Genomic DNA, 25,335 nt, shown 5'->3' on the forward strand with positions numbered 1-25,335 from the left:
TGAACTGCTAGAAGAAAACTAACACAGTTCCCAGCGCAATGGCCCCAATATGCTGGGTGCTTTAACCGTTGGGCGAAGCTACGGCAACCATTGGTCTAGGACCTGGATAACGCCGTGTTCGGTGTTGGGTGGGGCGATGAGATCGGCGATTTCCTTAAGGCGCGGGTGGGCGTTGGCCATGGCGACGGCGGTACCGGCGGTGTGGAGGAGCTCGTAGTCATTGAGGAAGTCGCCAAAGGCGGCGGTGCGCGATAGTTCTACCCCGGCGGCTGCAGCGAGGGTGGCTAACCCGCGCCCCTTGTTGCCCAGTGGGGACATCACATCCATCCACACTGCGCCGGACACGGCGACGTTGAGGTCTCCAACGGCGTTAAGGAACGTGGGGTAGAGGTGCTCCTCGGCGCCGGCGGCGCAGTGGACAGCGACTTTAATAATCGGCTCGTCAATGGTGCGCAGGTCATCCACGGGAGTAACACTGGCGTAGTACTTGGATACCTCGACTGCGGCCAAGTCTAGTTGATCCGGCCGGACAAAAGCCGTGTGCGGGGTACACGCCAGGACGGTATGGGCGACGTCTAAGGTGCCAGCGGCGTCGAGGATTGCTTGGTAGTCTGCGGCAGCAATGGCGGTGGTTTCTACAATGCGGCCTTCATACATTACTACCGTGCCGTTTTCGGCCAGGAACGTCGAAGACTCGGGGAACATGCGCTGCAAGGTGGCCAATTGCCGGCCGGAGGCCGGGGCCAGGGTGACCCCGGCGGCGGTGGCGCGGGAGGCGACATCGGCAAACTGCTCCGGCAGCTGCCCGTTGCCGTCCAACAGGGTGCCATCCATGTCCAGGGCGATGAGTTGCGGCAAAAAATCCACGGAAATCCTCGAAAAATCGTCTGTGATGTGTAACACTGGTGTCTATGACTGTGAATACGCAAGAACAAACAGATGCGCCAGTGCTGCGGTCTGTAAACCACCGTACCGGATTGCTGGAACTGAACCGACCCCGCGCCTTGAACTCGCTGAACCCGGAGATGATCGCGATTATCACCCAGGCCCTGCGCGACTGGGAGAATGATCCAGACATTGACCAGGTGCTGCTCTATTCGGGCCACCCCAAGGCCTTTTGCGCCGGTGGCGATGTGCGCCACGCCCGCGACCTGCTCTTGGCAGACAAGGGAAAGGAAGTCGACGCGTTCTTCGGCGCAGAGTACGAGCTCAACGCCTATATTGCGGAATACCCCAAGCCGTACATTTCCGTCATTGATGGCGTGGCCATGGGCGGGGGCCTGGGGATTTCCGCGCACGGCAGCCACCGGGTGGTCACCGCGAATGCCTTTGCGTCCATGCCAGAGATGGCCATTGGCTACTTCACTGATGTGGGAATGGCGTACATGTCCCAGCAGGTCATGAGCCCGGCACTGGCAAAATTCTGGGGGATCACCGGCTACCGCATGTATGCCGCGGACCTGCTCTATACCGGGGTGGCCACGGGCATGGTGGAGGATGCGCAGGCCTACATCCAGGCCGTCATTGAGCAGGGCATTGATGCTGCCGATGCCGAAACTGCCGGTGCTGAAACTGCCGATGCCGCTGCCACCAGCACAGCAGAGTCCGCCCCGCTGGCAGAGCTGGCTGCTGACATTGAGGCGGCGTTTAGCCACTCCACGTGGCCGGAGATTCTGGCGGCGTGTTCGCCTCAGCTGCGTGAGCTTGTTGATGAGCTAACCGCGCAGGCAAGCCCGGCCTCCATTGTGGCGGCTTTGGCACTGTATGAATATTCCGCCACCGCGCCGGACGTGCGCACCGCCTTGGAGGCAGAGGCGCGGCTAAGCCACGTGATGCTGCGGGAGCCCAATTTTGTCGAAGGCGTGCGCGCGGTGCTGGTGGATAAGACCAAAGACGCCCAGTTCACCCCGGATAGCGTGGAGGCCGTCGATGGCGCCACATATGCCCGGGTGATTGCCGGGGACAGCTAGCCGGGTCTGGCTAGCTGTGCAGCCCAGCTGGGCTGTGTTGTTGGCCAGGGCTGGCCGGGTCCGGCTAGCCGGTCCACACTAAGTTTGGCGCAGGCGCAGGTACGCCGCCCGGGCCCGGTCTGCGTCCAGGCCGGGTGCGGGGTGGGCGAGGACGGCATCGCGAATCTCCGGGCGCAGCGGCGGAAGCCGCAGCTGTGGGGCATCGAGAAAGACCAGCGCACTGGTGGAGGCATCCAGCGGGACTTCGCGCAGCGTCCACAGGCTCAAAATTGGCATGGCCACCTGTGCCAGCTGCTGCTCTTGGGCCTGCTTCAGCGGCAGTTCTGGGCGCAGCAGCAGGGCGAGGCCGTGGTCGGCGCCGAAGCGGCGGACATTGCCCGTTCCCTCGTGCAGCGCCATCCACTCAGGCTCCGCCCAGCCCCAGCGCCAGGTCCCGGCCCGCGAATTGATCAGCGCCAGCACAAAGGCGGCGGCCGTAAACGTACCATGGCCGGAGAATCCGCCGCCGGAGGATGCGCCAGCGGAGGCGCTGCCAGTGGATACGCGGCCGGGAGAAATACTGGCGGTGGGGGATTCGCGGCGTAAGTTAACGCTGCTGGTGGCAAAGTTGGCGTCCCACCACAGGCGTTGCTCGATGGCCATGTAGTGGGCATCGGCGCGGATTTCTTCCAAGGTGGGTGAGGTGCCCAGGTGATCGGGCTGCCAGCTGTATAACTGTGTGCCGCTAAAGACCGCCCCGGGGATGTGCCCATAGGTCGCAGCGGCACGGCGCTCATCCACCATGGGGGTGGACATGGCTAGTGCCCGGGTAAGGGCGTGGGAGATGGGAACGCCGTGGCCCTTGAAATCGAGGGCCACTACCTCGTGCCCACCGGCGCGCTCTGCGAAAAGAAGCGGCGCACCGGCGGCAAGGGTGCGGGCTGCTGCCACCAACGCGGAACGGTACGGCCACGTGCCGTGCAACTCGGGGATGGCCAAAGAGGCAGTCAGGTTGGTTGCCCATGTCCACCGGCCAGCATGCACGGTGGCCAAACGCCGGGCGGGCAGGCGGTGGGTCCCGGTGGCGGTGGTTAGCCGGACGCCTACGGGGGCATCGGCAATGCCGGCCGCCACCGCAGTGCCAAAGTCATATTCCACATGCTGGATAAACCCCATGGCCTGCTCAAAGGCAACATCTTGGGCGGCGGCGATGAAGAGGCCATCACTGACCACATCGTTGAGGGTGCGCGGCGGAGCAACAGACATGGAGTCAGGGGCCTCCTTGCGGTGTGGAAGCACGCAGGCTTCTTTGCGGATCAACAACGCGGGGAGCCCCCGCAGCACCGCTTATCTTAGCGCGGTAACATGGCCCGCATGTTCGCTGCCGTGCTCAATGCCTTTGCTGATTCTGTCAACGCCCTGCTCATCGGCGTGCTCGTGGCTATTGGCATTATGCTGCCGCAGGGGCAATACCGGCGGGTAGCCACACGGCTTATTGCCGGGGATTGGCTGGGCGTACTCAGCGCGGCGCTCGTGGTGACGTTTTTGTTTGTGGGTATTCGCGAGCACGTCATGGCGGCCCTGGAATCCCCAGTAGCCGGGTGGACTCTGGTGGCAGTGGGGGTGGGGCTGGCGGTCTTGGCCTGGCGCTCCAAAGGCCAACCCAACGCCATGGTGGATAAGCTTTTAGGCCCGCTGCGCCAGGCCTCTGCCCGCACTGTGGTGCTGGGCTACGTTCTAGGCGTGGTGCAGTCTTTGACGTCTGTGCCGTTTTATATGGGCCTGATGTACCTGGTGGCCGGGGACTTTACCCCGCTGGTGACCTACGGGGGGCTATTCTTCTATGCCACTTTTGCGCTCTCCTTGCCCACGGTGTGCGCGGTGTTTATTGGGGTGGTGCGCGCCATGCCGGACTCCTGGGCCGGGCGGGCATTTAGCTGGGCGCGCACGAACTCCGCCACCGTGTCCCTGGTGGGCGGCTACGTGGTGGCGGTATTCCTGATCATCATGGGCGCGGTCATCGTCGCCCGGGCGGCCTAGTCGAAGCGGACGTCGTCCAGGGAGAGGGCACTGGCAAGCTGTGCTTGGTGGGAGGCATAGCCAACATAGCGGGCAGCGTGGGGGATAAAGGCGGCAGATTCTTCCTCGCTGAGCTGGCGGCGCACCTTGGCCGGCACCCCGGCGGCCAGGCTGCGGGCGGGGATTTTCTGGCCCTCGAGCACCACGGCGCCACCGGCAATCAGGCTGCCGGGGCCAATGTGGGAGCGGGAGAGCACCGTGGCGTGCATGCCGATTAGGCTCCCGGACTCGATGTGGGTGCCATGCAGCATGGCCATGTGGCCTATGGTCACGTCATCGCCCAAGATGCAGGGGGTGTGTGCCTCCACGTGGATCACACTATTGTCCTGGACATTTGTGCGCGCTCCAATGCGGATGGCCCCGACGTCCCCGCGCAGTACGCAGCCGTAGAAGATAGAGGAGTCAGGGCCAATTTCCACATCGCCGATGATGGTGGCGTTCGGGGCAATGTAAGCGCTGCGGTGAATGCGCGGACGGACGCCACGGTAGGGGAGGATCAACATGGGGGCTCCTTGGGGTTCTGGTTGCGGGGGTTTCTAATTGGTGGCCGGGGCTTCAACGGACACGGCCAGGCGGGAAGACAGCTGGGCGTCGCCGCTATCCGGCAGGGTGGCTAGCTGGCGTTGTTCGGCGGGGGTCAGTGCGATGATCCACCCGCTAGTGGGGCTGTGCACGGGGATGTCCGCGCGCTTTTGGGGGGTCAGGTGCACCCGGGTGCTGCCGTGGGTCAGTGTGATGGCCTGGCCGGCGGCGGCATGGGTGCGCAGAGCCTGGGCGCCATCGGGGGAGGTGACGATTATGATCATCTCCCCGGCGGGGTGGACCGCTAAGTGTGCCACCGGCTGCTCCTTGCGGGAACGCGCGGTGCTGGCCAGGCGCGGGGTACGCGAAAACAAGCTCATGGGCACATCCTAGACGCGGGTACTATGGGAGCGCGTGATTGTTGCTAAGGATATTGCCCTGATTTTTGAAGGCGGCGGGATGCGCAACTCCTATACCGCCCCGTGTGTGGGCGCGCTGATTGAACATGGCGTGCAGGTGGGGTGGGTTGGTGGGGTATCCGCCGGGGCCAGCCATGCGGTCAATTATGCCTCCGGGGACGCCTGGCGCGCCCAGGAGTGCTTTGTGGACTTTGCTAATAATCCCAGCTTTGGTGGGGTGTCCTCCTTCTTGCGTGGCCAGGGGTATTTCAATGCGGAATTTATCTACGAGCGCGCCAGCGATAAGGACTTGCCCTTCGACTTCGAAGCATTTAGCGCGCACCCGGCGCAGGTGGAACTCGCGGCCACCCGGGCGGATACGGGGGAGTCGGTGTACTTTAGGCGCGAAGACATGGTCAGCGAGGCGGATTTGAATGCCTTTGTGCGGGCGTCATCGACCCTGCCGTTGATTATGCCCACGCGGTTTATCGACGGCGTGCCCTATGTGGATGGCGCCCTGGGGGAGTCTGGCGGGCTGTTGATTGAGGCTGCTGAGCGTGCGGGCTATGAGAAGTTCCTCTTTGTGGGCACCAAGCCGCGCGGTTATGTGCGCCCGGAGCTGCATAATGAGGCCGCGGTGCGCAGGATCTTCCGGCGTACCCCCGCGGTGGCGCAGGCGCTGATTGACCGTCCGGCGCGCTACAACGCCGCTAAGCAGCGCTTGTTGGAGCTGGAGGCGCAGGGGAAGGCACTGTTGTTCTTCCCGGAGGATATGCAGGTCAACTCCACGGAGCGGAATGTGGAGAAGCTGCGGGCTAACTACGCTGCAGGGGCGTCGCAGATGTATGCCGAGTGGCCGCGCTGGGAGGAGTTTTTGCAGGGCTAGCACCACTTTGGTGGCGGCGGTGGCGCGGAGCACACTTTAACTGTACGATTTGAGCTATCTGCGTACAGCTAGATTGCGTACAGCTAGATTGCGTACAGCTAGATTTCCGATGCCCCGTAAAGGACCACCAATCATGACAACTCCTTCTGCCGCTACCGCCGCCCGCGCGGCCACCGATATTGTCATCGTGGGTGCCGCGCGCACTCCGTTTGGCAAATTGCTGGGAAAGCTTTCCACCCTTTCTGCCCCGGAGCTGGGCAGCTACGCCATCCGCGGTGCCCTGAGCCAGGCCGGTATAGACGGCGCGGATGTCGACGCCGTCTATTGCGGGGAAGTCCTCCAGGCCGGGGTGGGCCAAAACCCCGCCAAGCAGGCCGCCCTGGCAGCCGGGATCTCCCCGCGCGCGCACACCTCGACCGTAAACAAAGTGTGCCTGTCGGGGCTGACTGCCATTATCGATGCCGCCCGTCTGCTGCGCGCCGGGGAAGCCACCGTGGTTGTCGCCGCCGGCATGGAGTCCATGTCCCAGGCCCCGCACCTGCTGCCCGGCACCCGCGCGGGGAAGAAGTTTGGCAGCCTGAACACCCTAGATCACATGGAACACGATGGCCTGCGGGCAGCGGATCTGGGGATTTCCATGGGTTCGCTATCTGAGCGCTACGCGCAGCGCTACCCAGTTACCCGCGAAGAACAAGACCACTGCGCCGCTTTGTCCCACCAGCGCGCCCTGGCGGCCACCCGCGACGGCACCTTCAGCGCAGAGATTGTCCCCATTGTGGTGGGCAGTCGCGCCGGGGAAGTAACCGTGGATGCTGATGAAGGCATCCGTGAAGGTGTCAGCGTGGAGTCCTTGTCCGGGCTGCGCCCGGCCTTCGAGCGGGATGGTTCGATTACCGCGGGCAATTCCTCGCCGATTACCGACGGCGCTGCCGCCGTGGTGTTGTGCACCCGGGAGCACGCCGAAGCCCAGGGGCTGGATATCCTTGCCACCCTGCGTGCCCCTGGCCAAGTCGCGGGCCCCGATGCCTCCTTGCAGGCCCAACCCGCCCAAGCCCTGCATGCTGCCCTGGCCCGCCAAGGCTGGCAGGCCGGCGACTTGGACCACGTGGAAATCAATGAGGCCTTTGCCGCCGTAGTGGTCCACTCCGCCCGCGAGCTGGGCCTGGACCCAGACAGCATTAACCCGCACGGCGGCGCAATTGCCCTGGGCCACCCCATCGGTGCTTCCGGGGCGCGGCTGGTGGTCCACGCCGCCCACCAGATCGCCGCAGGTAAGGCCGCCAAGGCCGGCGTGGCCCTGTGCGGCGGCGGCGGACAAGGCGAAGCACTACTACTGGAGGTATAACCATGACTGAGAACTCACTCGTACTCGCAGAAGTCCGCGGACGCGTCGGCATCCTCACCCTCAACCGGCCCAAGGCGCTCAACGCCTTGAATCTGGAGATGATCCGCCAACTGCACTCCCAACTGCGTGCCTGGGCGGAAGACCCCGCCGTTGAGCTGGTCATCCTGCGCGGCGCCGGCGAGCGTGGTCTGTGCGCTGGCGGCGATATTGCCACGCTCTACCAGGACGCCCTGGACGGCGGGACTGCGGGCGCAACCTTCTGGAAGGAAGAGTACGAGCTCGACCACTACATTTCCGTCTACCCCAAGCCCTACGTGGCGATAATGAACGGCATCGTCCTCGGCGGGGGCATCGGCGTTTCCGCCCACGCCTCCCACCGGGTGGTCACGGATGACTCCCGCATTGGCATGCCCGAGGTGGGCATTGGCTATTCTCCCGATGCCGGCGGCTCCTACCTGCTGGCAGCCGTGCCCGACCGCCTGGGCCGCCACCTGGCCTACACCGCCGCCCATGTGGGCGCGGCAGAGGCCATCGATACCGGCTTTGCGGACTACTACGTGCCCCAAGACCAGCTTGACGGCCTGGTGGAGTACTTGGCAGGCACGGGGGAGGCAGGGGGCATCGGCAAGTTTAGCGCCGACTGCGGGCCTGCTTTTGGCGCTGACCGGGCGGAGATGGTGGACATCTATGCTGCCGCAACTGTGGGGGAGACCCTGCAGCGCCTAGAGGCAAGCGAGTCTGAGTGGGCGGCCAAGGCAGCCAAGGCCATTCGCCGGCACTCCCCGCTGGGGCTGGCCGTGACCCAGTATGCGCTGGATAACCCGCCGGCCACCCTGGCGCAGGGGCTGGAGCGCGAGTTCTGGATGTCGCTGAATATGCAGCGCCACCCCGAGTTTGCGGAGGGCATCCGGGCCCAAATCATCGACAAAGACCGCAACCCGCAGTGGAGCTACGCCAGCGTGGACACCGTGCCCGCGGAGGTGGTAGAGGCCATCTTTGCCCCGCTCGACGGCTTTGAGCCCCCGCACTTTGCAGACTAACCACAGACCCCGGTCTCACCCTAGGGACCAGGATTAACCACAGGAGGACATACTCAATGATCATCACGGAGACCACCGGCCGCGTGGCCACCATTACCCTCAACCGCCCCGAGGCCCTCAATGCGCTCAACGCTGCCACCATGGAAGAAGTCACCGAGGCTGTCGCGCGTTTTGACGCTGACCCGGGCATTGGGTGCATCATCATCACCGGCTCCCAGAAGGCCTTTGCGGCAGGTGCAGACATCAAGGAGATGGCTGAGAAATCCGCCACGGAGATGTACCTGCAAGATTGGTTTGCGGGCTGGGATAGCTTGCTGCGGGCACGCACGCCGATTATTGCCGCGGTCAATGGCTATGCGCTAGGTGGCGGCTGCGAGCTGGCCATGATGTGCGACTTCATTATCGCAGGTGACAAAGCCAAGTTTGGCCAGCCCGAGGTCAACCTGGGGGTCAGCCCCGGCATGGGTGGTTCGCAGCGGCTTACGCGGGCTATCGGCAAGGCCAAGGCCATGGAGATGTGCCTAACCGGCCGCATGATGGATGCACAAGAAGCAGAGCGCGCCGGGCTAGTGGCCCAGGTGGTGCCCGCCGATGAGCTTGCCGATGCCGCCTTGGCCACCGCCACCTCCATCGCCAACAAGTCCTTCGTGGCCACCTCCCTGATCAAGGAGCAGATTAACGCCGTGGCGGAGACCAGCCTGTCCCAAGGCCTGGCCTTTGAGCGCCGCACCTTCCACGCCCTGTTTGCCTCCGCGGACCAGAAGGAAGGCATGGAGGCCTTCACCCAGAAGCGCGACCCGCAGTTTAAGCACTGCTAGAGGCTTGGCTTGTCACTGCACTTTCCCCAGCGGGGCAGCCCGGCGCACTGGGCTTACCCGCGCTAGAGTTCCCGAACGGCAAGCCTGCGCCACAGCGCCCACAAGACCAGATCCGCGTGCTGAAAGTCCACTGCGTTGTCCAGCTCCTCCATGCGGTTGCGCACCGTATTTGGATGGACACCCAGGTTCTTCGCAGCCCGCGGAATGTTGAAGTGCGCGGTTTCTAGCTCGGTAAAGACCTCTTCGCCGTTTTTAATCGTCTTAATCGCGCTATCAAGGCCGGATACGGCGCCGGCGAGCCCTTGCTTGCCCAGGAGGGCAGCGGCTCTTTCTACAGCTCCACACGAATCGAATGCCAGCGAATGGGCTCCTATGAGCCCTTTTCGTTCTGCGACGATTGCAGCGACGCTAGCTTCGCGCCAAGCTAGCGGGCCTGCGCCAATGCCCAGAAACCTCGAAGAGATGCCCACCGGACCCGGACTACGGTGGTGTTTTCTGGCCGTCTCGAGGTCACAGAGCATTGCTGACTGGCTGTGCGAATGATTTTAGATCTTCCCAGGTGTCAGCTCGTGCTGTGTCTTGCTCATACGCGATTAGATAACCCCACTTCTGTCCGACAAATGCTTCTTCGGCGGCGAGGCGGCGAACTAGTGATTCGGCGGCTTTGCGCTTTGCTTGGACTCGTACATCGTCGCGGCCACGCTCGTCTTTGCCCTCGATGATCCAGTGGACGCCGTCAGTGTCGAGGGCGACGAAGTCTGGGAAGTAGCGGTCCATCGAGTTATAGTGCACGAATGCACCTGCCTGTGGGTGCAGACGATGCCACCACACGATGCTGGGCGAAGTGTTAAGGAGTTTCGCCAATACGTACTCTCCACTGTAGGAGTCGAATGACTCGGACTCCATGAGGGACTTGAACCAGCCACCGTAAGTACGCCGCGCCACGAAATCAGCACGGTCTTCCACTTGAACATGGACAGTCTCTCCGAGCGGCAGGCTATAATCCTCGATCCTCATTACTTTGGGATAGACTTTCGCAACCTCGCGAGTAGAACGCAGCGTTTTGTCGACGTAATCATGAATGAGCTGTTGCAGTTGGTTTCGAGCTGAGTCCAATGACTTCATGGTCCAGCCCGAGAAGGTGACCATTGACATGAACTTCGGCACCAGGAAGGTCTCGACATAACGTGCCGTGCCACTGGTCTTGGGCACCAAGCTGATGTTCATCACAAGCCGCACCAGGGTGTCCTTAGCACCCGCATCATCAACCTGAACCGAGTCGACCTCAGCGCTTTCACGATCCTCCGTGCGTAGATTCTTGCCGAGTGCCGCGATGATTTCCTTGCGGAGTAGTACGTCACCGGTCGAAGTGACCTTGCGAGCCGCCTTCTCTAATTCAAAGTCATCGATCTCGGACAAATCTATCGGCGGCTGTTGGACTTCGATCGTACTGGTCGGGAAGGTATAGTCTACGGTCGAAAAGGTTGGGTTGCGCTTCACGATCACGACCTCAAGCGCTGGCACGTTGTCTTCTGCTGGAAGCTCGTCATCAATCGTCCGGACACCAGCCCGAGGCAAAGCCACGCCGCCATCCGTGCCGTCCCCAATTGTCGGCAGCCCGGGGGTGGGTTCACCATTCCCAACCTCAGGCTGACGGGTAAAGGCATGTTCACCCGTCGCCAGTGGAGTAGTCCTAGTTTCCGGAGAATTGGAGCCATGTTCTGCGGCGGTCCGGATAGCTTTTTCCACCTGCTTCTTGTCTTTTTCTTTGACAGCTTCCTCCAGACCGAACTGCTGGAGCACGTTTTCGGCCGCAAGCAGCTCAGTGAAGGACTGGTGAGCAATAATGTCGAGCTGGTCAATCTGCCCGATCCCGGTGTACTTCCCGAACGGCAAACGAAGACCACGACCCATCGTCTGCTGAGTCAGGACCTCAGATGCCATGGCGCGTAGTGTTACAACGACTGCGATGTTCTTGACATCCCAGCCTTCCTTGAGCTTGTTCACACTCACCACTGCAAGCACAGGAGACTCAGGTTGGTCGAGACACTCGAGCAGCTTCTGCGTTGTATCGTCCTCATGCTTGGAATCCACCTGCAACACCGCCGAGTCCTTACCGAAAAACTCGGGAGTCCGCAGCAAATCGGCGATTTGGGTCGCATGGTCGACGTCCGAGCAAACCACGAATAATACGGCGTTTATACGGGTGTGGCTCTGGTTCGAAGCATAGGAGTCGTAGTACGTCTGCTTGATTTCGCGCAGCCGTAACGCATCACGGAGCTGCTGCTCTTCAGACGCCATGTCGGTTCCGTAGCCGCTCTTACGGAATGCCAGTACTGGAGCCTTGACGAACTTGTCCTGAATCGCACGATAGAGTGGGTACTCGTAGATCACATGATCGGTCTTCTTATCCACAGACGCAGTTAGACCAATGGATACTGCTGGATCCAGTTCTCGGAGTGCTGCGTTAAACGACACCGCATTGGAGCCATATAGGTGGGACTCATCGGCTATCACCACCAGGTCATCCAGGTCTTTAAGGTAGTCGAACAACACTCCAGCGTTCTCGTCGAAGCGACGCGGTTTACGGCGGATTGAATCCTTTGTAGCGCCGAGGGTGTCGCCCTCGACGGATTTCGGGGCAATGAGCTGTTGGATGTTGAAAATAAACGCGAGCATGGGCACTTCACGGCCAAAAGACAACATCGCGGCACCGTTGGTACGGGCAATCCACGCCGAGTAATCCTGCGGTGTCACTACCTCAGGCGGTAACGGCGAACCCGTGATGAACCGCGGTGAACCGGGCGAAAAGTTCTGTACCGTCTTGGCTTGTACCGTCTTTCCCGGGGTTACGATGACCACGTTGCCCACCCCTTGACGGCGTAGATACTCCACGAACGCGGCCATCAAATAAGTCTTCCCCACTCCCGTAGCAAGGTTGAGAACCTGTTGCATCTTCGGGTCATAGTCGCCGTCGAGGGTGAATACAAGCTGGCGGAGAGCTTCTTTGTTAGGGGCACGTAGATCGAAGTCTGAGCTGATCGCTTCTAGCAAGTCCGAGTCGAAGCTGATGCTTAATCGCTTCGCCATTAGAGTTCACCACCTTGCGTGTAGCGGAAAATATCATCCGGGATCGCCACCACTCTCGACCCCTTACAGGCGCGACGCATATGCTCCCGCACGCCATCTAGCACTACAGTAGCTGCCAACACAACCGTTTCACCTGGCTGGATCTGCTCCACTAGACGGTCGACCTCTTTTATCGTTGCCACGCCCTCCATGACCTTCAGCAGGGAATTGCCCCGCCGACCGTCAAACACAATGCCATCGTCGGGGTGCAGGAGCGAGAAACCGAGGTTAGCGGCCACCGACGCCACAAGCACCTCGCCAGTTGCCTCCGGAGTCAGCATCACCCGATCAAGAGCCGGGTCGTAGTCGAAGCACGCTGGGGATAGATGCGCAACCTGGAAACCGCCACCACCACGCCAATTCACCACTTCCTTGGTGCGCCTGGTCTTCGCAGCGGCCTTCAGCGCCTTCACACGTGGATCTAACTTTGCCTCCGGATCATCAGCAATCAGCTTGTTCAAAACCGACGTGAACTTTGCTGCATCATCAGGCGAAACGCCGTCAGGCAGTCCCTCCACAGTTGCATCAACCCGCTCGCCCTTCGTGCGCGTGATTCCACCAGAGTCTTGATTATTGATGACTTTTTCTAGGCGCGGCCGAGTAAACGTTTTGAAGGTGGACTCCAGCAGCTCGCACGTCACCCATCGACGTCCCATCTTCTGTGCCGCAGCAGCGGTTGTGCCGGAACCTGCGAATACGTCGAGAATGATATCGCCGGGGTTAGAGCCGATGTGGATGATGCGCTCCAGCAAACGCTCTGGCTTGGGAGTGGAGAAAGGCGTTTCCTCCGGGAAGAGAGATTGAATCTCCTTCTTCCCCAAGTCGTTGTGACCAACCTCAACGTGAGACCAGAGTGTCTTTGGGACGAGCCCGTCCTGGACTTCCGAAAGGAAGCGCTTAAGCCGTGGAATATTGTCTCCGTCTTCACCGAACCAGACACGATTGTCAGCGAGCAGTTCCTCATAGCGATCCTTGGTGTACCGCCAACAGCTTCCCGAGGGAGGTTCGAAAGTCCTTCCTTTTGGCGTCACCAAGGTATAACGCTGGGAATACCGCGGGTTTTCAGCGGGGTTGAATTGTGCCGTGAAATCTCCCGATGTCCATGGTCCTCGGGGATCGTCATCGGGATTCGCATAGGCTGATGCGGTCTTCGCAGCACTTCGTGGAAGTAGATTGCGCATGTTCTTAAAGCTGGATGCCGACTTAGCGTAGACCAAGATAAAGTCACAAGTCTTAGACATCACGGAACGATTATCCCGTCCGGCTACTTTCTCCCAAGAGAGCAAAGAGACAAAATTGACCGCACCGAATATTTCGTCAAGCAGGATGCGCATCCGGTGGATTTCCACGTCATCAAGGTGCACCCAGATCGAGCCGTCGTCGTCAAGCAGTTTCTTCAGGTGCAGCAGGCGGTCGCGCATCATGGTCAACCATATGGAGTGCTCGAGGTTGTCTTCATAGCTGGCAAAGGTCTGCGCGGTGTTGAAAGGGGGATCGATGTAGATGACCTTGACCTTGCCGACGTACTTCTCAGCCAGTTCTGGCACGCGCGTCAAGGCTTCGAGAACATCTCCTGATTCACCGAGGATAAGCAGGTTATCGTCTTGGGGCTCATGGTCTGCTCGTTCGGAGTACTCAAACTCATCCGACTTGGGTGCTTGCGCACCTTGTACGAAATCGTCGTAAATGAGGGTATGGGTTTCGCAGTAACGGGGATCGGAGGGATCGACCCACGTGTACCCGTATCTGCCGGTCTCAGTAGGGATCAGGGCTTTGTCCTTGTTGTACCAGGTAAGTTGGAGTCGCTGTTGCGCCATTACCGGTGTCCTCTCTTTCTGATCGGCTGGGGCTCACTTTAAACTGTATTGGTTCTGGTGCCTCAGGCTGGGCGCCTGGGCCGGGCAAGCGCACAAGTCACAATATCTGTCACCGGAAATGGCTTATCAGGGCCACTACATCGGGACGATTAGGCTCGACGCGTGAATAGTACTATCGAGTACACCATTGAAGGGGCAAACGGTGAGGGGAGGGGGCATCGGCAAGCTAAGCGGAGGGTGAGTCCTTGGCTAACTCGCCGGCCTGCTGGCGCAGCTTCTTGGCAACCTGCTGCAGCTGGGTTTGCTCGCCGGCGGTCAGGCTCAGGGACTCATAGAAGGCGTTGAGGGCCGGGCCAGCAGCGGCAGCCAAGGCGATGCCCTGGTCCGTAATACACACCAGGAGGGAGCGCTTGTCCTTGGGATCAGGAACCCGGGCCACCAGGCCAGCCTTTTCCAACTTGCCCACCGTGTGCGTCAGCGACGCCGGGGGCAGCTGGAGCCGGGAAGAAATCTTATTCATGGGCAGGCCGCCGCTGCGGGACCACATCACAAGAGTAAGCAGCTCAAAATGGGCGTAGGAGATGTTGTATGGCGCCAGGGCATCCTCGGCACCCTGGCGCAGCAGCCGGGCAATGTGCGCAGCGGAAGTCACTGTGGCAAGGCCATCGGCGCCATCGGCAGAAAAATGGTTGGTCCACTGACGGTGGGCTTCCGCCAGTGGATCAGGGGCAGAGGGCACGGCAGTAGATGCGGTCGACGGCACAGGGGGACTCCTTTCGCTGCTAACCGTTTTACTACCTCACCCTTATACGCCGGGAACTATCCCTTCAAAGAGGGGAAATCCGTATCCGCGAACTCGGTAGACGCAGAGGTCTGCCCACCGTCAGCGGCATGGATCTCAGTCTCGCGCTTGCGCAGCTCAACGCGGCGAATCTTGCCGGAAACCGTCTTAGGCAGCTCGAAGAACTCCAGGCGGCGGATGCGCTTGTACGGCGCCAAGCCGTCGCGACAATGCCGCAGGATGTCCTCTGCAGTCTCTGCGGTGGGCTCATGGCCCGGCGCCAGGGCAACATAGGCCTTGGGCACAGCCAAGCGGATGGGATCCGGGGAGGGCACCACAGCGACCTCGGCGACCGCCGGGTGCTCGATAACCACGGACTCCAGCTCGAAGGGGGAGAGGCGGTAATCGGAGGCCTTAAAGACATCATCGGCGCGGCCAATGTAGAAAATGTAACCGTCTTCGTCGCGCTCGGCGGTATCGCCCGTGTGGTAGAAACCATCACGGAAGACCTCGGCGTTTTTCTCCGGGTCCCCAAAGTAGCCCTTGGTCAGGCCCACCGGGCGGGGGTCGGTGCGCAGGCAGATCTCGCCGCTATCACCAATCTCACCCGTGACCGGATCCTTGAGCACGACCTCGAAGCCAGGCAGCGGGCGGCCCATGGAACCAGGCTTGACCACCTGGCCGGGAGTATTGGCTACCTGCAAGGTGGTTTCCGTTTGGCCAAAGCCATCGCGCACGGAAGTATTCCAGGCGCGCTCGATGGTGGAAATGAGCTCCGGGTTGAGTGGTTCGCCGGCGGCCACCAGCTTGCGCGGCGGGGTCTTCATGCTGGACAGATCCGCTTGGACCAGCATGCGCCACACGGTAGGCGGGGCACAGAAGCTGGTTACTCCCTCTTCTTCCATCTTCGCCATCAGCGCGGCGGCATCAAAGCGCGAATAGTTGTAGAGGAAGACAGTGGCACCCGCAATCCACGGGGCGAAGAAATTGGACCAGGCGTGCTTAGCCCAGCCGGGGGCGGCGACGTTAAGGTGGACATCGCCAGGCTCCAGGCCAATCCAATACATGGTGGTCAGGTGGCCCACCGGGTAGGAGGTATGGGTGTGCTCCACCAACTTGGCCTTGGAGGTAGTGCCAGAGGTGAAGTAGAGCAACAGGGTTTCATCCGCCGCAGTGGGCTGGGTGGGAGTGAAGTCTTGTGGGCCATCGTAGGAATCTGAGTAGCGCAAGGTGGGGTGGGCATCTTGGGCATTAGGCTCGTCTCCGACCTGGATCATGGTGAAGTCCCCAGTGACGTCCTGGAACTTCACGGCGTCTTCCGCGTTGGCCACCACCCAAGAAATGTCCGCGCGCTCAGTGCGGTCTTGCAGGTCTGCCGTGCCCAGCATGGCAGTAGCGGGATTAAGCACGAAGCCGGCCTTGATGCAGGCCAACATGCACTCCCACAGCTCTACCTGGTTGTTGAGCATGAGCATGACACGGTCGCCGCGTTTGACGCCTTGCTGGCTAAGCCAGTGGGCCAGTTGGGAAGAGCGGGCGGACAGCTCAGCGAAGGTGCGGCGGGTGCTGGAGCCATCAATCTCGCAGATGACCAAGGCCTCCCGGTCACGGGAAGCGGGGTCTGCGCCCAGGTGGTCAAACCAGTCCAGGGCAAAGTTAAAGTGTTCAAAGCGGGGCCAGACGAAGTTGGCGCGGGCTGACTCGTAGTCAGTCTGGTAGGACACCAGCTGGTCGCGGGCTTGCTGGAACTGTTGGGTAACCGTAGTCATGTAGGACTCCTTCGCTACAGGGAACGCGGACAGACGATGGTATGGCGGTGCTGTGGCTGTGTTATGGCCTTGTTGTGGCCGTGTTATGGCCGTGCTATGGCGCCAGCCGCAGCGGAATGCTGTTTGTGATCTGCCTCGCTGGCTACCTTAGTTCCAATTCGAATTAATTGCTAGCTTTTGATGGAGTTTTTGGAAATTCCCTGCAAAACCAGCTGTCCCAGTGCGTGGTACGCCTGCCCGGCGGGCAAAGTGTGGGCGTAGTGGCCCTGCTGAATATCCGTCATGGTGCGGTGGATGAGCTGGGAGACAAACGCGGTGGATTCCGCCCGGAACTCGCCCGCCTGGACGCCGCGCTCCAGAAAGGTGGCAATGTTGTGGACGGCTGCGGCGGTGTTGACAGCGTAGATTTCCTGGGCAACGTCCTCCGTGGCTAGATCGCGCATAAAGGCGGTGCTTGCCGGGGTAAGTGCGCTGGTAATGGACTGGAAATAGTCCTCGAGGGCCCGTGAGTAGGAACTGACTTTGCCCTCTGGCGGGCTGGTGCGCCGGGCGACTTCCTTGAAGAAGCTGACCAGGACGCGGCGAACGATGGCGTCGCGGGTGTTGCCCAGCGCGTAGATGGTGGATTTGGAGCAGTGGTAGCGGCGGGTGGCGCCTTCGATGGTGAAGCTCTCAAAGCCCTCGGCGAGGAAGTCGTTGAGGATGGCGTTGAATAGCTCGCGCTGGCGTGGGGTAAGTGGCTGGTGCATGCGGCGGCTCCGGGGTTGCAGTTGGGGGCTGGGGACGGCGGGGTGGGTGTTTTGGGTGTGCGGCGGGGTGCCTGTGAGCTGCTTAAATCATAGTCAGGGAAAAAATCCTTCCCAAATGGGTAGCTGTGGGGGCGTTCTTGACTGTACAGTATTGGCCATAACCGTACTGTTACGCGGTGGCCGCAGCCGCCGCCCGAACAAAGGACATCCCATGCCGCCCATCCTCCCTCCACAGCACGCCGCCCACCTAGAGGGCATCGTTTTCCCCCATGCTGACATCCTAAGCGTGGCAGACCGCTTGCCCGCAGAGGAGCAACGCAAACTACAAACCATCCACGAATTCCTCCAGACTGAGATACGCCCCGCAGTGGGGGAGTACTGGGACCGTGAAGAGCTTCCCTTCGACCTGCTTCCCGCACTAGCAGCCCACGGGCTGGGTGAAATTGAGCTCTCTGGTACTTCCCGGCTGTACCGCGGCTTGGTCTATGCGGAAGTCACCCGCGCCGATGTCTCGCTATCTGCCCTGGTGGGCATTCACAACGAGCTAGTGGTGGGACTGATAGACAAGTTGGGCTCCCCGGAGCAAAAAGACACCTGGCTGCCAGGCCTGCGCACCTTTGAAAAAGTCGGCTGCTTCGCCTTGACGGAGCCGGACCACGGCTCAGACATTGCCGGTGGCCTGGCCACCACAGCCCAGCGCACTGAGGACGGCTGGGTTATCAACGGCTCCAAGCGGTGGATTGGCGCTGGCACGTTCGCGGACTTCGCCATCACCTTTGCCCGCGACACCACGGACAACGAAATCCGGGCCTTCATTGTGGAACTCGACCGCGAAGGCGTTACCCGCACTAAGATCTCCCGCAAGATGGGCCTGCGCATTATGCAAAACGCGGACATCCACTTTGACAATGTGGTCATCCCGCTGGATAACGCCATTCCGGGGGCGCAGTCTTTTGCCAACGTCAATGACTTCCTGTGCTACTCGCGTGCCTGGGTGGGCTGGCAAGGCGCTGGCCTGCAGTTGGGCATCTTCGATAAGGCCCGTGAGTACGCGGTGTCGCGCCAGCAATTCGGCCGGCCCATTGCCAAGTTCCAGCTGGTGCAGGAGCAACTGGCGCGCATCCTGGGCAATGCCTCGGCGTCGCTGACCATGATGGCTCAGGTCGCGTGGGTGCAAGAAGAAGGCCGCCTGGAAATGCCCTTTGCCGCTCTGGCTAAGGCCACCACCACCCGCCTCGCGCGCGAGTCTGCCGCAGCTGGCCGCAATATCGGCGGTGGCAACGGCATCCTCACCGAGTACGACCTGTCCAAGATGATGTCCGACGCCGAAATCCTCTTCACCTACGAGGGCACCTATGACATCAATTCCCTCATCGTAGGCCGCGCCGTCACTGGCGTCTCCGCATTCGTCTAGTCCCACCATTGAAGGAGCATTCCATGGATCTTCACAACACTTCTGCCATTGTTACTGGCGCGGCCTCCGGGCTGGGTGCAGCAACGGCGCTGGCGCTAGCCGAGCGCGGCGTGGCCGTGACCGGCTTCGACCTGCGGGCAGGCGCCACCCATGACAACATCGAGTACGTCGAGGTTGATGTCACGGATGCACAGGCTGTTCGTGCCGCTGTTGCCCAAGCTGCCGAGCGCGCGCCCCTGCGCATCGCGGTCAACTGCGCGGGCATCTGCCCGTCTGCCCGGATTATGGGCCGCAAAGGCCCGCACGATCCGCAGGTCTTCGCCACCACCATCAACGTCAATCTGCTAGGCACCTTCCATGTCCTTACGTCCGCAGCGGAGGCCATGTCCCAGCTTGAGCCTGCCGATGCCGATGGCCAGCGCGGCGTGATCATCAATACAGCTTCCGTGGCGGCCTTTGAAGGCCAGGTCGGCCAGGCTGCCTACGCGGCGTCGAAGGGCGCAGTCCACGCCCTGTCCATCACGGCAGCCCGCGACCTTGCCTCCCTGGGTATCCGTGTCAATGCCATTGCCCCCGGCGTGGTGGCCACCCCCATGATGGAGCAGATCACCCCAGAGTTCCGGGCCCAGCTCGAAGCTACGGTGCAATTCCCGCCGCGCCTGGCCAAGCCGGAGGAATTCGCGCATTTGGCGCTATCGATTATCGACAATGGCTACCTCAACGGCGAAACCATCCGTCTGGACGGCGCGCTCCGAATGCCACCCCGCTAGTGCTGCAACACTAGTGCCGCAAAACTAGTGCCGCCCCGCTAGTGTCACCCCGCTAGTGTCACCCCGCTAGTGCTGCAACACTAGTGCCGCGGCGCTTCGCTGGCAGCGAAGTGTGCTGCCGCATCGCTGCCCCTCCCCACCGGCTGCCGCCTACGCGTGACCCGTGCCCACGACCTAGCGCCGACACCCCGACTGCCATCGCTACCGGCTGCCGCCTACGCGTGGCCCGTGCCCGAGACCTAGCGCCGACACCTCGACCACAATCCCGCTTGTGCGCCGAGATCGTCCTACCCCCGTGTGGGTGCCCCCATTACCATCGGTAAATCCTCCCAAAGTTTACCCTCATTGCACACTCGAGTGGACAATTTTCCGACAACCCTTGCGAACCTCCCGCGAGAGTGCTTACTCTCGATGGCATGAACTTCGAGACACTACTTGCGGGCCAAGGCCCCGTCATCGACGCCCTGGCTGGTTTCGCCGGCCACAGCGTCGAAGACCTCACCGCAAACGGGCTATGCCCATTTGTCGCACGCAAGTACGTCACGCTGTATAACACCTACTACGGACCCACCACCTACACCGGCTTGCAATACAAAGCCTTAACCGCTGCCCGCAGCCAAGGCCATTCTGCTGAAGCCTTAGACTTCATCGAGTCCAAAACCAAGCGGGTTAGTGACAAACTCGCTAAATGGAAACTGCGCGTCAAACTCTGCAAGGCGCCTGCAGCACAAATCGAGGCCGTTGCCCGCGAGCAGCTAAAAGAACTAGCCAGGCCGCGTGAGGTTAAAGAAGGCGTGAGCCTCACCCATCACGCTAATGGGCTAGCCACGCTCAAGGCCACAGGCAAGTCTGTCGACATTATGGACGTCCACGCTGTGGTTGACCCTCAAGACCAAGTAGAAAGCTTCCTTGCAGCCTTCAGGGGCGGGGGCGCTGGCAAACAACGCTACATCCCGATCATCCCCATCTACCTGGATCAGATCTGTGAGTTCGTCGACCGGATGCACAACCCCGGACGATATCCCACTGATGCCGATATTCGCGTCCGCGCCTCCAACGGCGCGATCCTCACCGGCAAGGACCTGTTGGAGCGGTTGTGTCTGGACTACGGGTTTATCGCAGCGCTATCGCGTGAGCATGGTCCGTTGGACTTGTACCGTTATTCGCGGACCGCTAACTCTAAGCAACGCTTATTGCTACTCGCCGAGGGTGCAGAATGCTCCTGGATAGGCTGTCACTTGCCGTTTGATAAGTGCCAGATCCACCACATCCAGCCCTGGAACCAGGGTGGCCAGACCAACATGTCAAACCTGACCCCATTGTGTCCGCACCATAATGGTGCTAATGAGGACCACCCACCAGATGGCATCCCGATAGCCCGGGGTCGGATGGTGCGCATGGGTACCGGGGTTGGGTGGCAAGCACCCGGTGGCGGCCCACCGATACAAACCCGGCCCGCGCCCACACCACCATCAGCCACACCCACCAACTACCAACCCACCAACTCCCCGCCAGATGCCCACCACCAGGCCACACCACCACCGGAAGCCCACCAGCAGGCACCACCACCACCGAAAAGCTAACCGCTAGCCAGCTGACCAACCGGAAGATAAGCGACCTCTTGCCAGATGACAGGAATGCTGAAGGTAGGAAGCTGGCGGCATCGGAAAGCACACAGCCCCAACCGCGACCACAAAAGCGCGCGGAAGGGGCTAGACGTGCGTGCGCACCTGCACGGGGCGGCTGGCTGCGAGGAACGGGGAGGGGCCTAGCCGTAGGCGGGCAGACCCCAATAGGGGAAGATGGACCGGGAGGTCTGCACCAGCGCGGTGTGCGGCTGGGAGGCCATGATTTTGTGGGGGTCGAAGTCGTAGATGTCTGCGCTGGCTCCTTCATCGCCAAGCGTGGGGCTGCCGTGCCACCCCTTCGGCATTGCAAGGGTGGGTGAAAGCTCAACCTCGGCCACCGCAGCTAAGACGCAGGTCCACGCCCGCGCCACGGAATCTAGCTGATACCCGCCACCGCCCAAGGCCACCCACCGCCCATGCGCATAGGTATTAGCCCACGTGGACACGGAACGATAGGCATGAGCCATAGCATCGAGGGAAATATTCAGGTCCGCCAGCGGATCACTGCGGTGGGGGTCCGCACCGTGCTGGGAGATGATGAACTCCGGCTGGAACTTACGCAACAACGGCGGCACTAGGGCATGGATGGCTTGGAGCCAGGAGGCATCGGCGGTTTCGCGGGGCAAGGCCAGGTTGACGGCTGTGCCCTCAGCGCCCCGGCCACCAATCTCATGGGCAAACCCAGTGCCGGGGAAGAGGTAGAGGCCAGATTCGTGGACAGAGATAGTTAGCACCCGAGGGTCATCCCAAAAGAGGCGCTCCACGCCGTCGCCATGGTGAGCATCGAGGTCAAGGTAGGCCACGCGCTGGGCGCCGTTGGCAAGCAGCCAGCGGATGGCCACGGCGGCATCGTTGTACATGCAAAACCCCGCCATCGAGTCCGCGAACGCGTGGTGTAGCCCGCCAGCCAGGTTCACGGCGCGGGGAGCGCGGCCCTCCCACACCGCTTGGGTGGCCTGCACGGTAGCACCAGTAATGCGCGCCGCGACGGTGGACAACCCGTGACTAATAGGATTGTCCTCAGTGCCCAGGCCGAAGCGCTTGGACGGCACCTCCGCGCGGGTGGCCGCAATGTAGTCCGGGGTGTGGACCAATTGCAGGTGGGCGGTATTGGCGGCTGTGGGGCAGACAATCTCAAAGAGCTGGGTGAGCTCAAAATACTCCGCCAGCTCGAAGGCCAGGCGGACGCGGTCGGGGCCCATGGGGTGGTCCGGGCCCAGCGAATAGCGCCGCATTTCCTCCGTGTGAAACAGCAGGGGCTTGAGGGCGGTCACTTTCCTAGCCTCCTTGCCAGGGGGTCGCGTTGGGTGTCCAGCGGCGCAATACGCATGCGCGCGCCCACCACAGAGGTGGCGTCTAGCCCGGCGACGATGGGAGTGAGCTCAATATCGACAATGGAGGCGATGTCATCACACAGCCTGGCCAGGCGCATGAGCACGTCTTCGATACCGTGCATATGGGCGGCCTTCGCGCCTTGGTAGCCGGCCAGCAGGGGTGCGGCCTTGAGCTCAGAGAGCATATCCAACACGTCGGTGCGCCGCAGTGGGGGAACGCGCCACGCTACATCGCCCAAGAGATCGCTGGGCAGCCCGGCAATGCCCACGCTGAGCATGGGGCCAATGACTGGATCCTCAATAGCGCGGGCGGTCAGGGAGGCCCCGGCTGCGACCGTGGGTTGGACGGCCGGCTCCAAAATGGCGGGGTCGCAGCCCAGGTGGAGGTCCTGGGTGAGCTGCACCAAAGTCTCCCACGCCTGTTCCATGTCCACTGCGCTATGAATGTGGCGCAGTACCGTGGGTAGTTCAGAGCGGCCGCGGACCATGGGACTGGTGCACTTGAGCACCACGTCCCAGCCGAATTCCTCCGCGGCCTCGATGGCTTCTTCCATGCCGTCGACCGGCTGCCAGGGAACAATGTCTATGCCATAGGCGGAGAGGATGGCGGCGCACTCGGAGTCGGTGGCCCAGCGTCCGGTGGGAGAGTCTGCCAGGATGTCTGCCACCACGGCGGTGGCTGCGGCCTCGTCGCCGCTGGCTACCTCATCGTGCGGGGCGGGGCGGGCCAGGGCGCGCCGCTTGTCGTTGTCAATGATGGTGGCTAGGGCCGACAGGGCGTCCGCATACGTGCCAAAGACGGGTAACTGTCCGGGGGCTTCTGGGCCCTGGGCGGCGCGGAACTCTGGAAACTCGAAGCCCACGAAGGAGGCAATGAGCGGGGTGTGGTGTTCCACGGCCGGGCCTGCGGCCAGCGCGGCCAGGCGGGAGTGGGCGTCTTTGAGGATGAACTCCCCAATTTCGACCACCGCGCATAGCACCGCGTCGACGTCCGGGTCCGCCAAAGCTTGGGCTGCTTGCTGGGCGATGCCCGCTGCCGGGGAGTCGTAGACCGTCACTGCCGATGCCTTGAGGCCAAACCGTGCTGCCGATGCCACCATCTGGTCACTGAGCCCAGCAGAGTTGGAAATCACCCGAATCCGTCGGCCGCGGGGCACCGGCTGGCGGGCTAGGAGCTGGGCAATGTCATACATCTCATCGCGGCGGGTGACCACCATGGCCCCCGTGTTGCGGATGATGTCATCTAGCACCGCGGGGCTAGCAGCAATCAGCCCCTCCTGCTCGTAGTGGCGGGCAGACTGCAGCGCGCGGGATGGCAGGAAGACCACCACGGGCTTGTCAAGGGCCAGGCGCCGCAACACGCGGAAGAACTTGCGCGGGTTACCGATGGTGTCCAAGGACAGCAGGCAGATATGGGTGTCCGGATCGTCAGACCAAAACTGCATGACGTCGTTACCCGTGACGTCTGCAAAGGACCCTGCCGCCAGGAAGTTCGACAACCCGCAGCCGCGCTCGATGGCATGGGAGAGGGTCAGCGTAGCCACGCCAGCAGATTGAGTAAACAAACCCACTTGGCCTGCGCGCGGCATCGGCGCAGGGGTGGCATTAAGGCCCCGGGAGGTGTTGATAAGTCCTAGCGCTGCCGGGCCCAGGGCGCGGAGGCCATAGTCGCGGGCGGCTAAGACAATATCCCGGGCGTCGGTGCGCGTTACCCCCGGGTTCTGGCTGCGCGCCATGACTACCACGCCCTTGGCGCCGGCTTGTGCCGCTGCCTGCATAAGCGCCCGATAGTCCTGGCCGGACTCTGCGATGACCAAATCCGCAGGACCCTGCAGATCTTCTAGCGTGTCAAAGTGCGCGGCATCGGGCTGGCTCACCGCCGGGCTGCCCACGATGGCCACGGTGGCGGGGTTGAGCAGGCGGCGGATGGAATTGGCCTCCGCGCGCAGTTCCCGGCGCTCCATGACCTCCCGGGAGGTGGCATTAGGCGCGATGGTGAAGTCCACGCTGATAAAACCGTCTGCCAGCTCCGGGGCGGCGGAATACCCGGCGCGGATAAACACCTGCACCATTTGCCGGTTTTGGGTCAGCATTTCTGCAAAAAAGCGCTCTACTTTGCCCTCGCGGCCAATTTCTGCCAGGTGCTCGAGCAGGATATTTCCCACGCCCTTGCCGTGGTGGGAGTCTTGGACCAAAAAGGAGACATCGCCCACCCGGGCGGGCAGGAAGGACTCCACCAGCTCATAGCCGGCAATGGCCACAATGTCCCCGCGTTCTTCTAGCACTATGGTCACCTTGTCATAGCCGCGGGTGTGGGCCCAGCGCTGCCAGTCTTCCTCCGTAAGGTGCGGGTGGGTTGAGAAAAACCGCAGGTACTTCGAGTGGTCAGATACACGTTCAAAGAATGCCTCGACCGCCGGGCGGTCGGTGGGCTGGATGGCGCGCAGGGTGGCGATGTCGCCGTCGTTGAGGATCACGTCGGCTTCCCAGTGCAATGTGTGTTGCTGCGACATGGGCGCTCCTTTCTCGGTAGGGCCTGGGCTCGGGGTTGGTTGGGTTCGCGGCGGTCGGGTCGGTTCGGGTTGGTTGGGTTCGTGTCGGTCGGTTCGGTTCGGGTTGGTTGGGTTCGTGTCGGTCGGGTTCGGTCAGGCCGGAGCCGATAGTGGCCGGCGGAGCCGGTTGGGCCGTGGGCGGGGGCGGGGGCGTTGGTGCACACTTTAGTGCCGTGAATGGCGTTCACCCCTTGGCGACGGGGGTGTGGCGTGCATCGCCCCAGCTCGTTAACTAAGCCTAGGGGGTAAATAGTGTTCAGCGCCGCTTGACGGGGTGACTTGTGATGACTGTCTCTATATATTGTGGGGTACACCAGCGTTGCACGGCAGAACAGCGTTGCACGCCGGAACCGCC

Annotated in this window: 21 protein-coding genes; 9 read left to right on the plus strand and 12 right to left on the minus strand. The window is 61.9% G+C overall.

Going from position 1 to position 25,335, the window contains the following annotated elements; all coding sequences use genetic code 11:
• Positions 1 to 78 precede the first annotated feature (78 nt).
• Positions 79 to 867: an HAD-IIB family hydrolase gene (locus tag G7Y31_RS03775; protein ID WP_268896610.1), complete on the minus strand. Its 789-nt coding sequence runs from the start codon at positions 865 to 867 to the stop codon at positions 79 to 81.
• 44 nt (positions 868 to 911) lie between these two features.
• Here G7Y31_RS03775 and G7Y31_RS03780 point away from each other — a divergent pair, with 44 nt between their 5' ends.
• A complete protein-coding gene (locus G7Y31_RS03780) occupies positions 912 to 1,970 on the plus strand; it encodes a 3-hydroxyisobutyryl-CoA hydrolase (protein WP_165007817.1) in 1,059 nt (352 codons plus the stop codon).
• A gap of 78 nt (positions 1,971 to 2,048) precedes the next feature.
• Here the strand turns inward: G7Y31_RS03780 and G7Y31_RS03785 are convergent, their stop codons facing one another.
• Positions 2,049 to 3,215, minus strand: coding sequence for a DUF6882 domain-containing protein (locus tag G7Y31_RS03785; protein WP_165007815.1), 1,167 nt, complete (start codon positions 3,213 to 3,215; stop codon positions 2,049 to 2,051).
• Positions 3,216 to 3,323: 108 nt separating this feature from the next.
• On the opposite strand from G7Y31_RS03785, the gene G7Y31_RS03790 reads away from it, so the two are divergent.
• A complete protein-coding gene (locus G7Y31_RS03790; protein ID WP_165007813.1) occupies positions 3,324 to 3,989 on the plus strand; it encodes a hypothetical protein in 666 nt (221 codons plus the stop codon).
• Here G7Y31_RS03790 and G7Y31_RS03795 read toward each other — a convergent pair.
• Both G7Y31_RS03795 and G7Y31_RS03800 read right to left on the minus strand, forming a co-directional pair.
• On the minus strand, positions 3,986 to 4,531 hold the full coding sequence (locus G7Y31_RS03795) for a gamma carbonic anhydrase family protein (protein WP_165007811.1): 546 nt from the start codon (positions 4,529 to 4,531) through the stop codon (positions 3,986 to 3,988). The genes G7Y31_RS03790 and G7Y31_RS03795 overlap by 4 nt on opposite strands.
• 33 nt (positions 4,532 to 4,564) lie before the next feature.
• Positions 4,565 to 4,930, minus strand: coding sequence for a hypothetical protein (locus tag G7Y31_RS03800; protein ID WP_165007809.1), 366 nt, complete (start codon positions 4,928 to 4,930; stop codon positions 4,565 to 4,567).
• Between the two features lie 34 nt (positions 4,931 to 4,964).
• Between G7Y31_RS03800 and G7Y31_RS03805 the strand changes: the two genes are divergently transcribed.
• From G7Y31_RS03805 to G7Y31_RS03820, 4 genes are all read left to right on the plus strand, one after another.
• A complete protein-coding gene (locus G7Y31_RS03805) occupies positions 4,965 to 5,834 on the plus strand; it encodes a patatin-like phospholipase family protein (protein WP_165007807.1) in 870 nt (289 codons plus the stop codon).
• Between the two features lie 133 nt (positions 5,835 to 5,967).
• On the plus strand, positions 5,968 to 7,179 hold the full coding sequence (locus G7Y31_RS03810) for an acetyl-CoA C-acyltransferase (RefSeq protein ID WP_165007805.1): 1,212 nt from the start codon (positions 5,968 to 5,970) through the stop codon (positions 7,177 to 7,179).
• Positions 7,180 to 7,181: 2 nt separating this feature from the next.
• Positions 7,182 to 8,219 (plus strand): 3-hydroxyisobutyryl-CoA hydrolase, encoded by a 1,038-nt coding sequence (locus G7Y31_RS03815; RefSeq protein ID WP_165007803.1) that lies wholly within the window; start codon positions 7,182 to 7,184, stop codon positions 8,217 to 8,219.
• Positions 8,220 to 8,275: 56 nt separating this feature from the next.
• Positions 8,276 to 9,037 (plus strand): enoyl-CoA hydratase, encoded by a 762-nt coding sequence (locus G7Y31_RS03820; protein ID WP_165007801.1) that lies wholly within the window; start codon positions 8,276 to 8,278, stop codon positions 9,035 to 9,037.
• A gap of 62 nt (positions 9,038 to 9,099) precedes the next feature.
• On the opposite strand, the gene G7Y31_RS03825 is transcribed toward G7Y31_RS03820, so the two are convergent.
• From G7Y31_RS03825 to G7Y31_RS03850, 6 genes are all read right to left on the minus strand, one after another.
• Positions 9,100 to 9,507 (minus strand): helix-turn-helix domain-containing protein, encoded by a 408-nt coding sequence (locus tag G7Y31_RS03825; RefSeq protein WP_165007799.1) that lies wholly within the window; start codon positions 9,505 to 9,507, stop codon positions 9,100 to 9,102.
• 40 nt (positions 9,508 to 9,547) lie between these two features.
• A complete protein-coding gene (locus G7Y31_RS03830; RefSeq protein WP_165007797.1) occupies positions 9,548 to 12,127 on the minus strand; it encodes a DEAD/DEAH box helicase in 2,580 nt (859 codons plus the stop codon).
• On the minus strand, positions 12,127 to 13,983 hold the full coding sequence (locus G7Y31_RS03835; RefSeq protein WP_165007795.1) for a site-specific DNA-methyltransferase: 1,857 nt from the start codon (positions 13,981 to 13,983) through the stop codon (positions 12,127 to 12,129). Before G7Y31_RS03835 ends, G7Y31_RS03830 begins: the two co-directional genes overlap by 1 nt.
• A gap of 226 nt (positions 13,984 to 14,209) precedes the next feature.
• The gene (locus G7Y31_RS03840) at positions 14,210 to 14,746 is read right to left on the minus strand and encodes a MarR family winged helix-turn-helix transcriptional regulator (protein ID WP_244977432.1); all 537 of its coding nucleotides are present in this window, start codon (positions 14,744 to 14,746) and stop codon (positions 14,210 to 14,212) included.
• 56 nt (positions 14,747 to 14,802) lie between these two features.
• On the minus strand, positions 14,803 to 16,533 hold the full coding sequence (locus tag G7Y31_RS03845; protein WP_165007793.1) for an AMP-binding protein: 1,731 nt from the start codon (positions 16,531 to 16,533) through the stop codon (positions 14,803 to 14,805).
• Between the two features lie 170 nt (positions 16,534 to 16,703).
• Complete coding sequence (locus tag G7Y31_RS03850) at positions 16,704 to 17,282, minus strand: TetR family transcriptional regulator C-terminal domain-containing protein (RefSeq protein ID WP_165007791.1); 579 nt, start codon at positions 17,280 to 17,282, stop codon at positions 16,704 to 16,706.
• Between the two features lie 211 nt (positions 17,283 to 17,493).
• On the opposite strand from G7Y31_RS03850, the gene G7Y31_RS03855 reads away from it, so the two are divergent.
• The 3 genes from G7Y31_RS03855 (at position 17,494) to G7Y31_RS03865 (ending at position 21,049) form a co-directional block, all read left to right on the plus strand.
• Positions 17,494 to 18,696, plus strand: coding sequence for an acyl-CoA dehydrogenase family protein (locus G7Y31_RS03855; RefSeq protein WP_165007789.1), 1,203 nt, complete (start codon positions 17,494 to 17,496; stop codon positions 18,694 to 18,696).
• 23 nt (positions 18,697 to 18,719) lie between these two features.
• Positions 18,720 to 19,466 (plus strand): SDR family NAD(P)-dependent oxidoreductase, encoded by a 747-nt coding sequence (locus G7Y31_RS03860; RefSeq protein ID WP_165007787.1) that lies wholly within the window; start codon positions 18,720 to 18,722, stop codon positions 19,464 to 19,466.
• Between the two features lie 416 nt (positions 19,467 to 19,882).
• Complete coding sequence (locus G7Y31_RS03865) at positions 19,883 to 21,049, plus strand: HNH endonuclease signature motif containing protein (RefSeq protein WP_165007785.1); 1,167 nt, start codon at positions 19,883 to 19,885, stop codon at positions 21,047 to 21,049.
• Between the two features lie 185 nt (positions 21,050 to 21,234).
• Here the strand turns inward: G7Y31_RS03865 and G7Y31_RS03870 are convergent, their stop codons facing one another.
• A complete protein-coding gene (locus G7Y31_RS03870; RefSeq protein WP_165007783.1) occupies positions 21,235 to 22,368 on the minus strand; it encodes an acetoin utilization protein AcuC in 1,134 nt (377 codons plus the stop codon).
• On the minus strand, positions 22,365 to 24,941 hold the full coding sequence (locus tag G7Y31_RS03875; RefSeq protein ID WP_165007781.1) for a GNAT family N-acetyltransferase: 2,577 nt from the start codon (positions 24,939 to 24,941) through the stop codon (positions 22,365 to 22,367). Before G7Y31_RS03875 ends, G7Y31_RS03870 begins: the two co-directional genes overlap by 4 nt.
• Positions 24,942 to 25,335 lie beyond the last annotated feature (394 nt).

Source organism: Corynebacterium lizhenjunii (assembly GCF_011038655.2).
GTDB lineage: Bacteria > Actinomycetota > Actinomycetes > Mycobacteriales > Mycobacteriaceae > Corynebacterium > Corynebacterium lizhenjunii.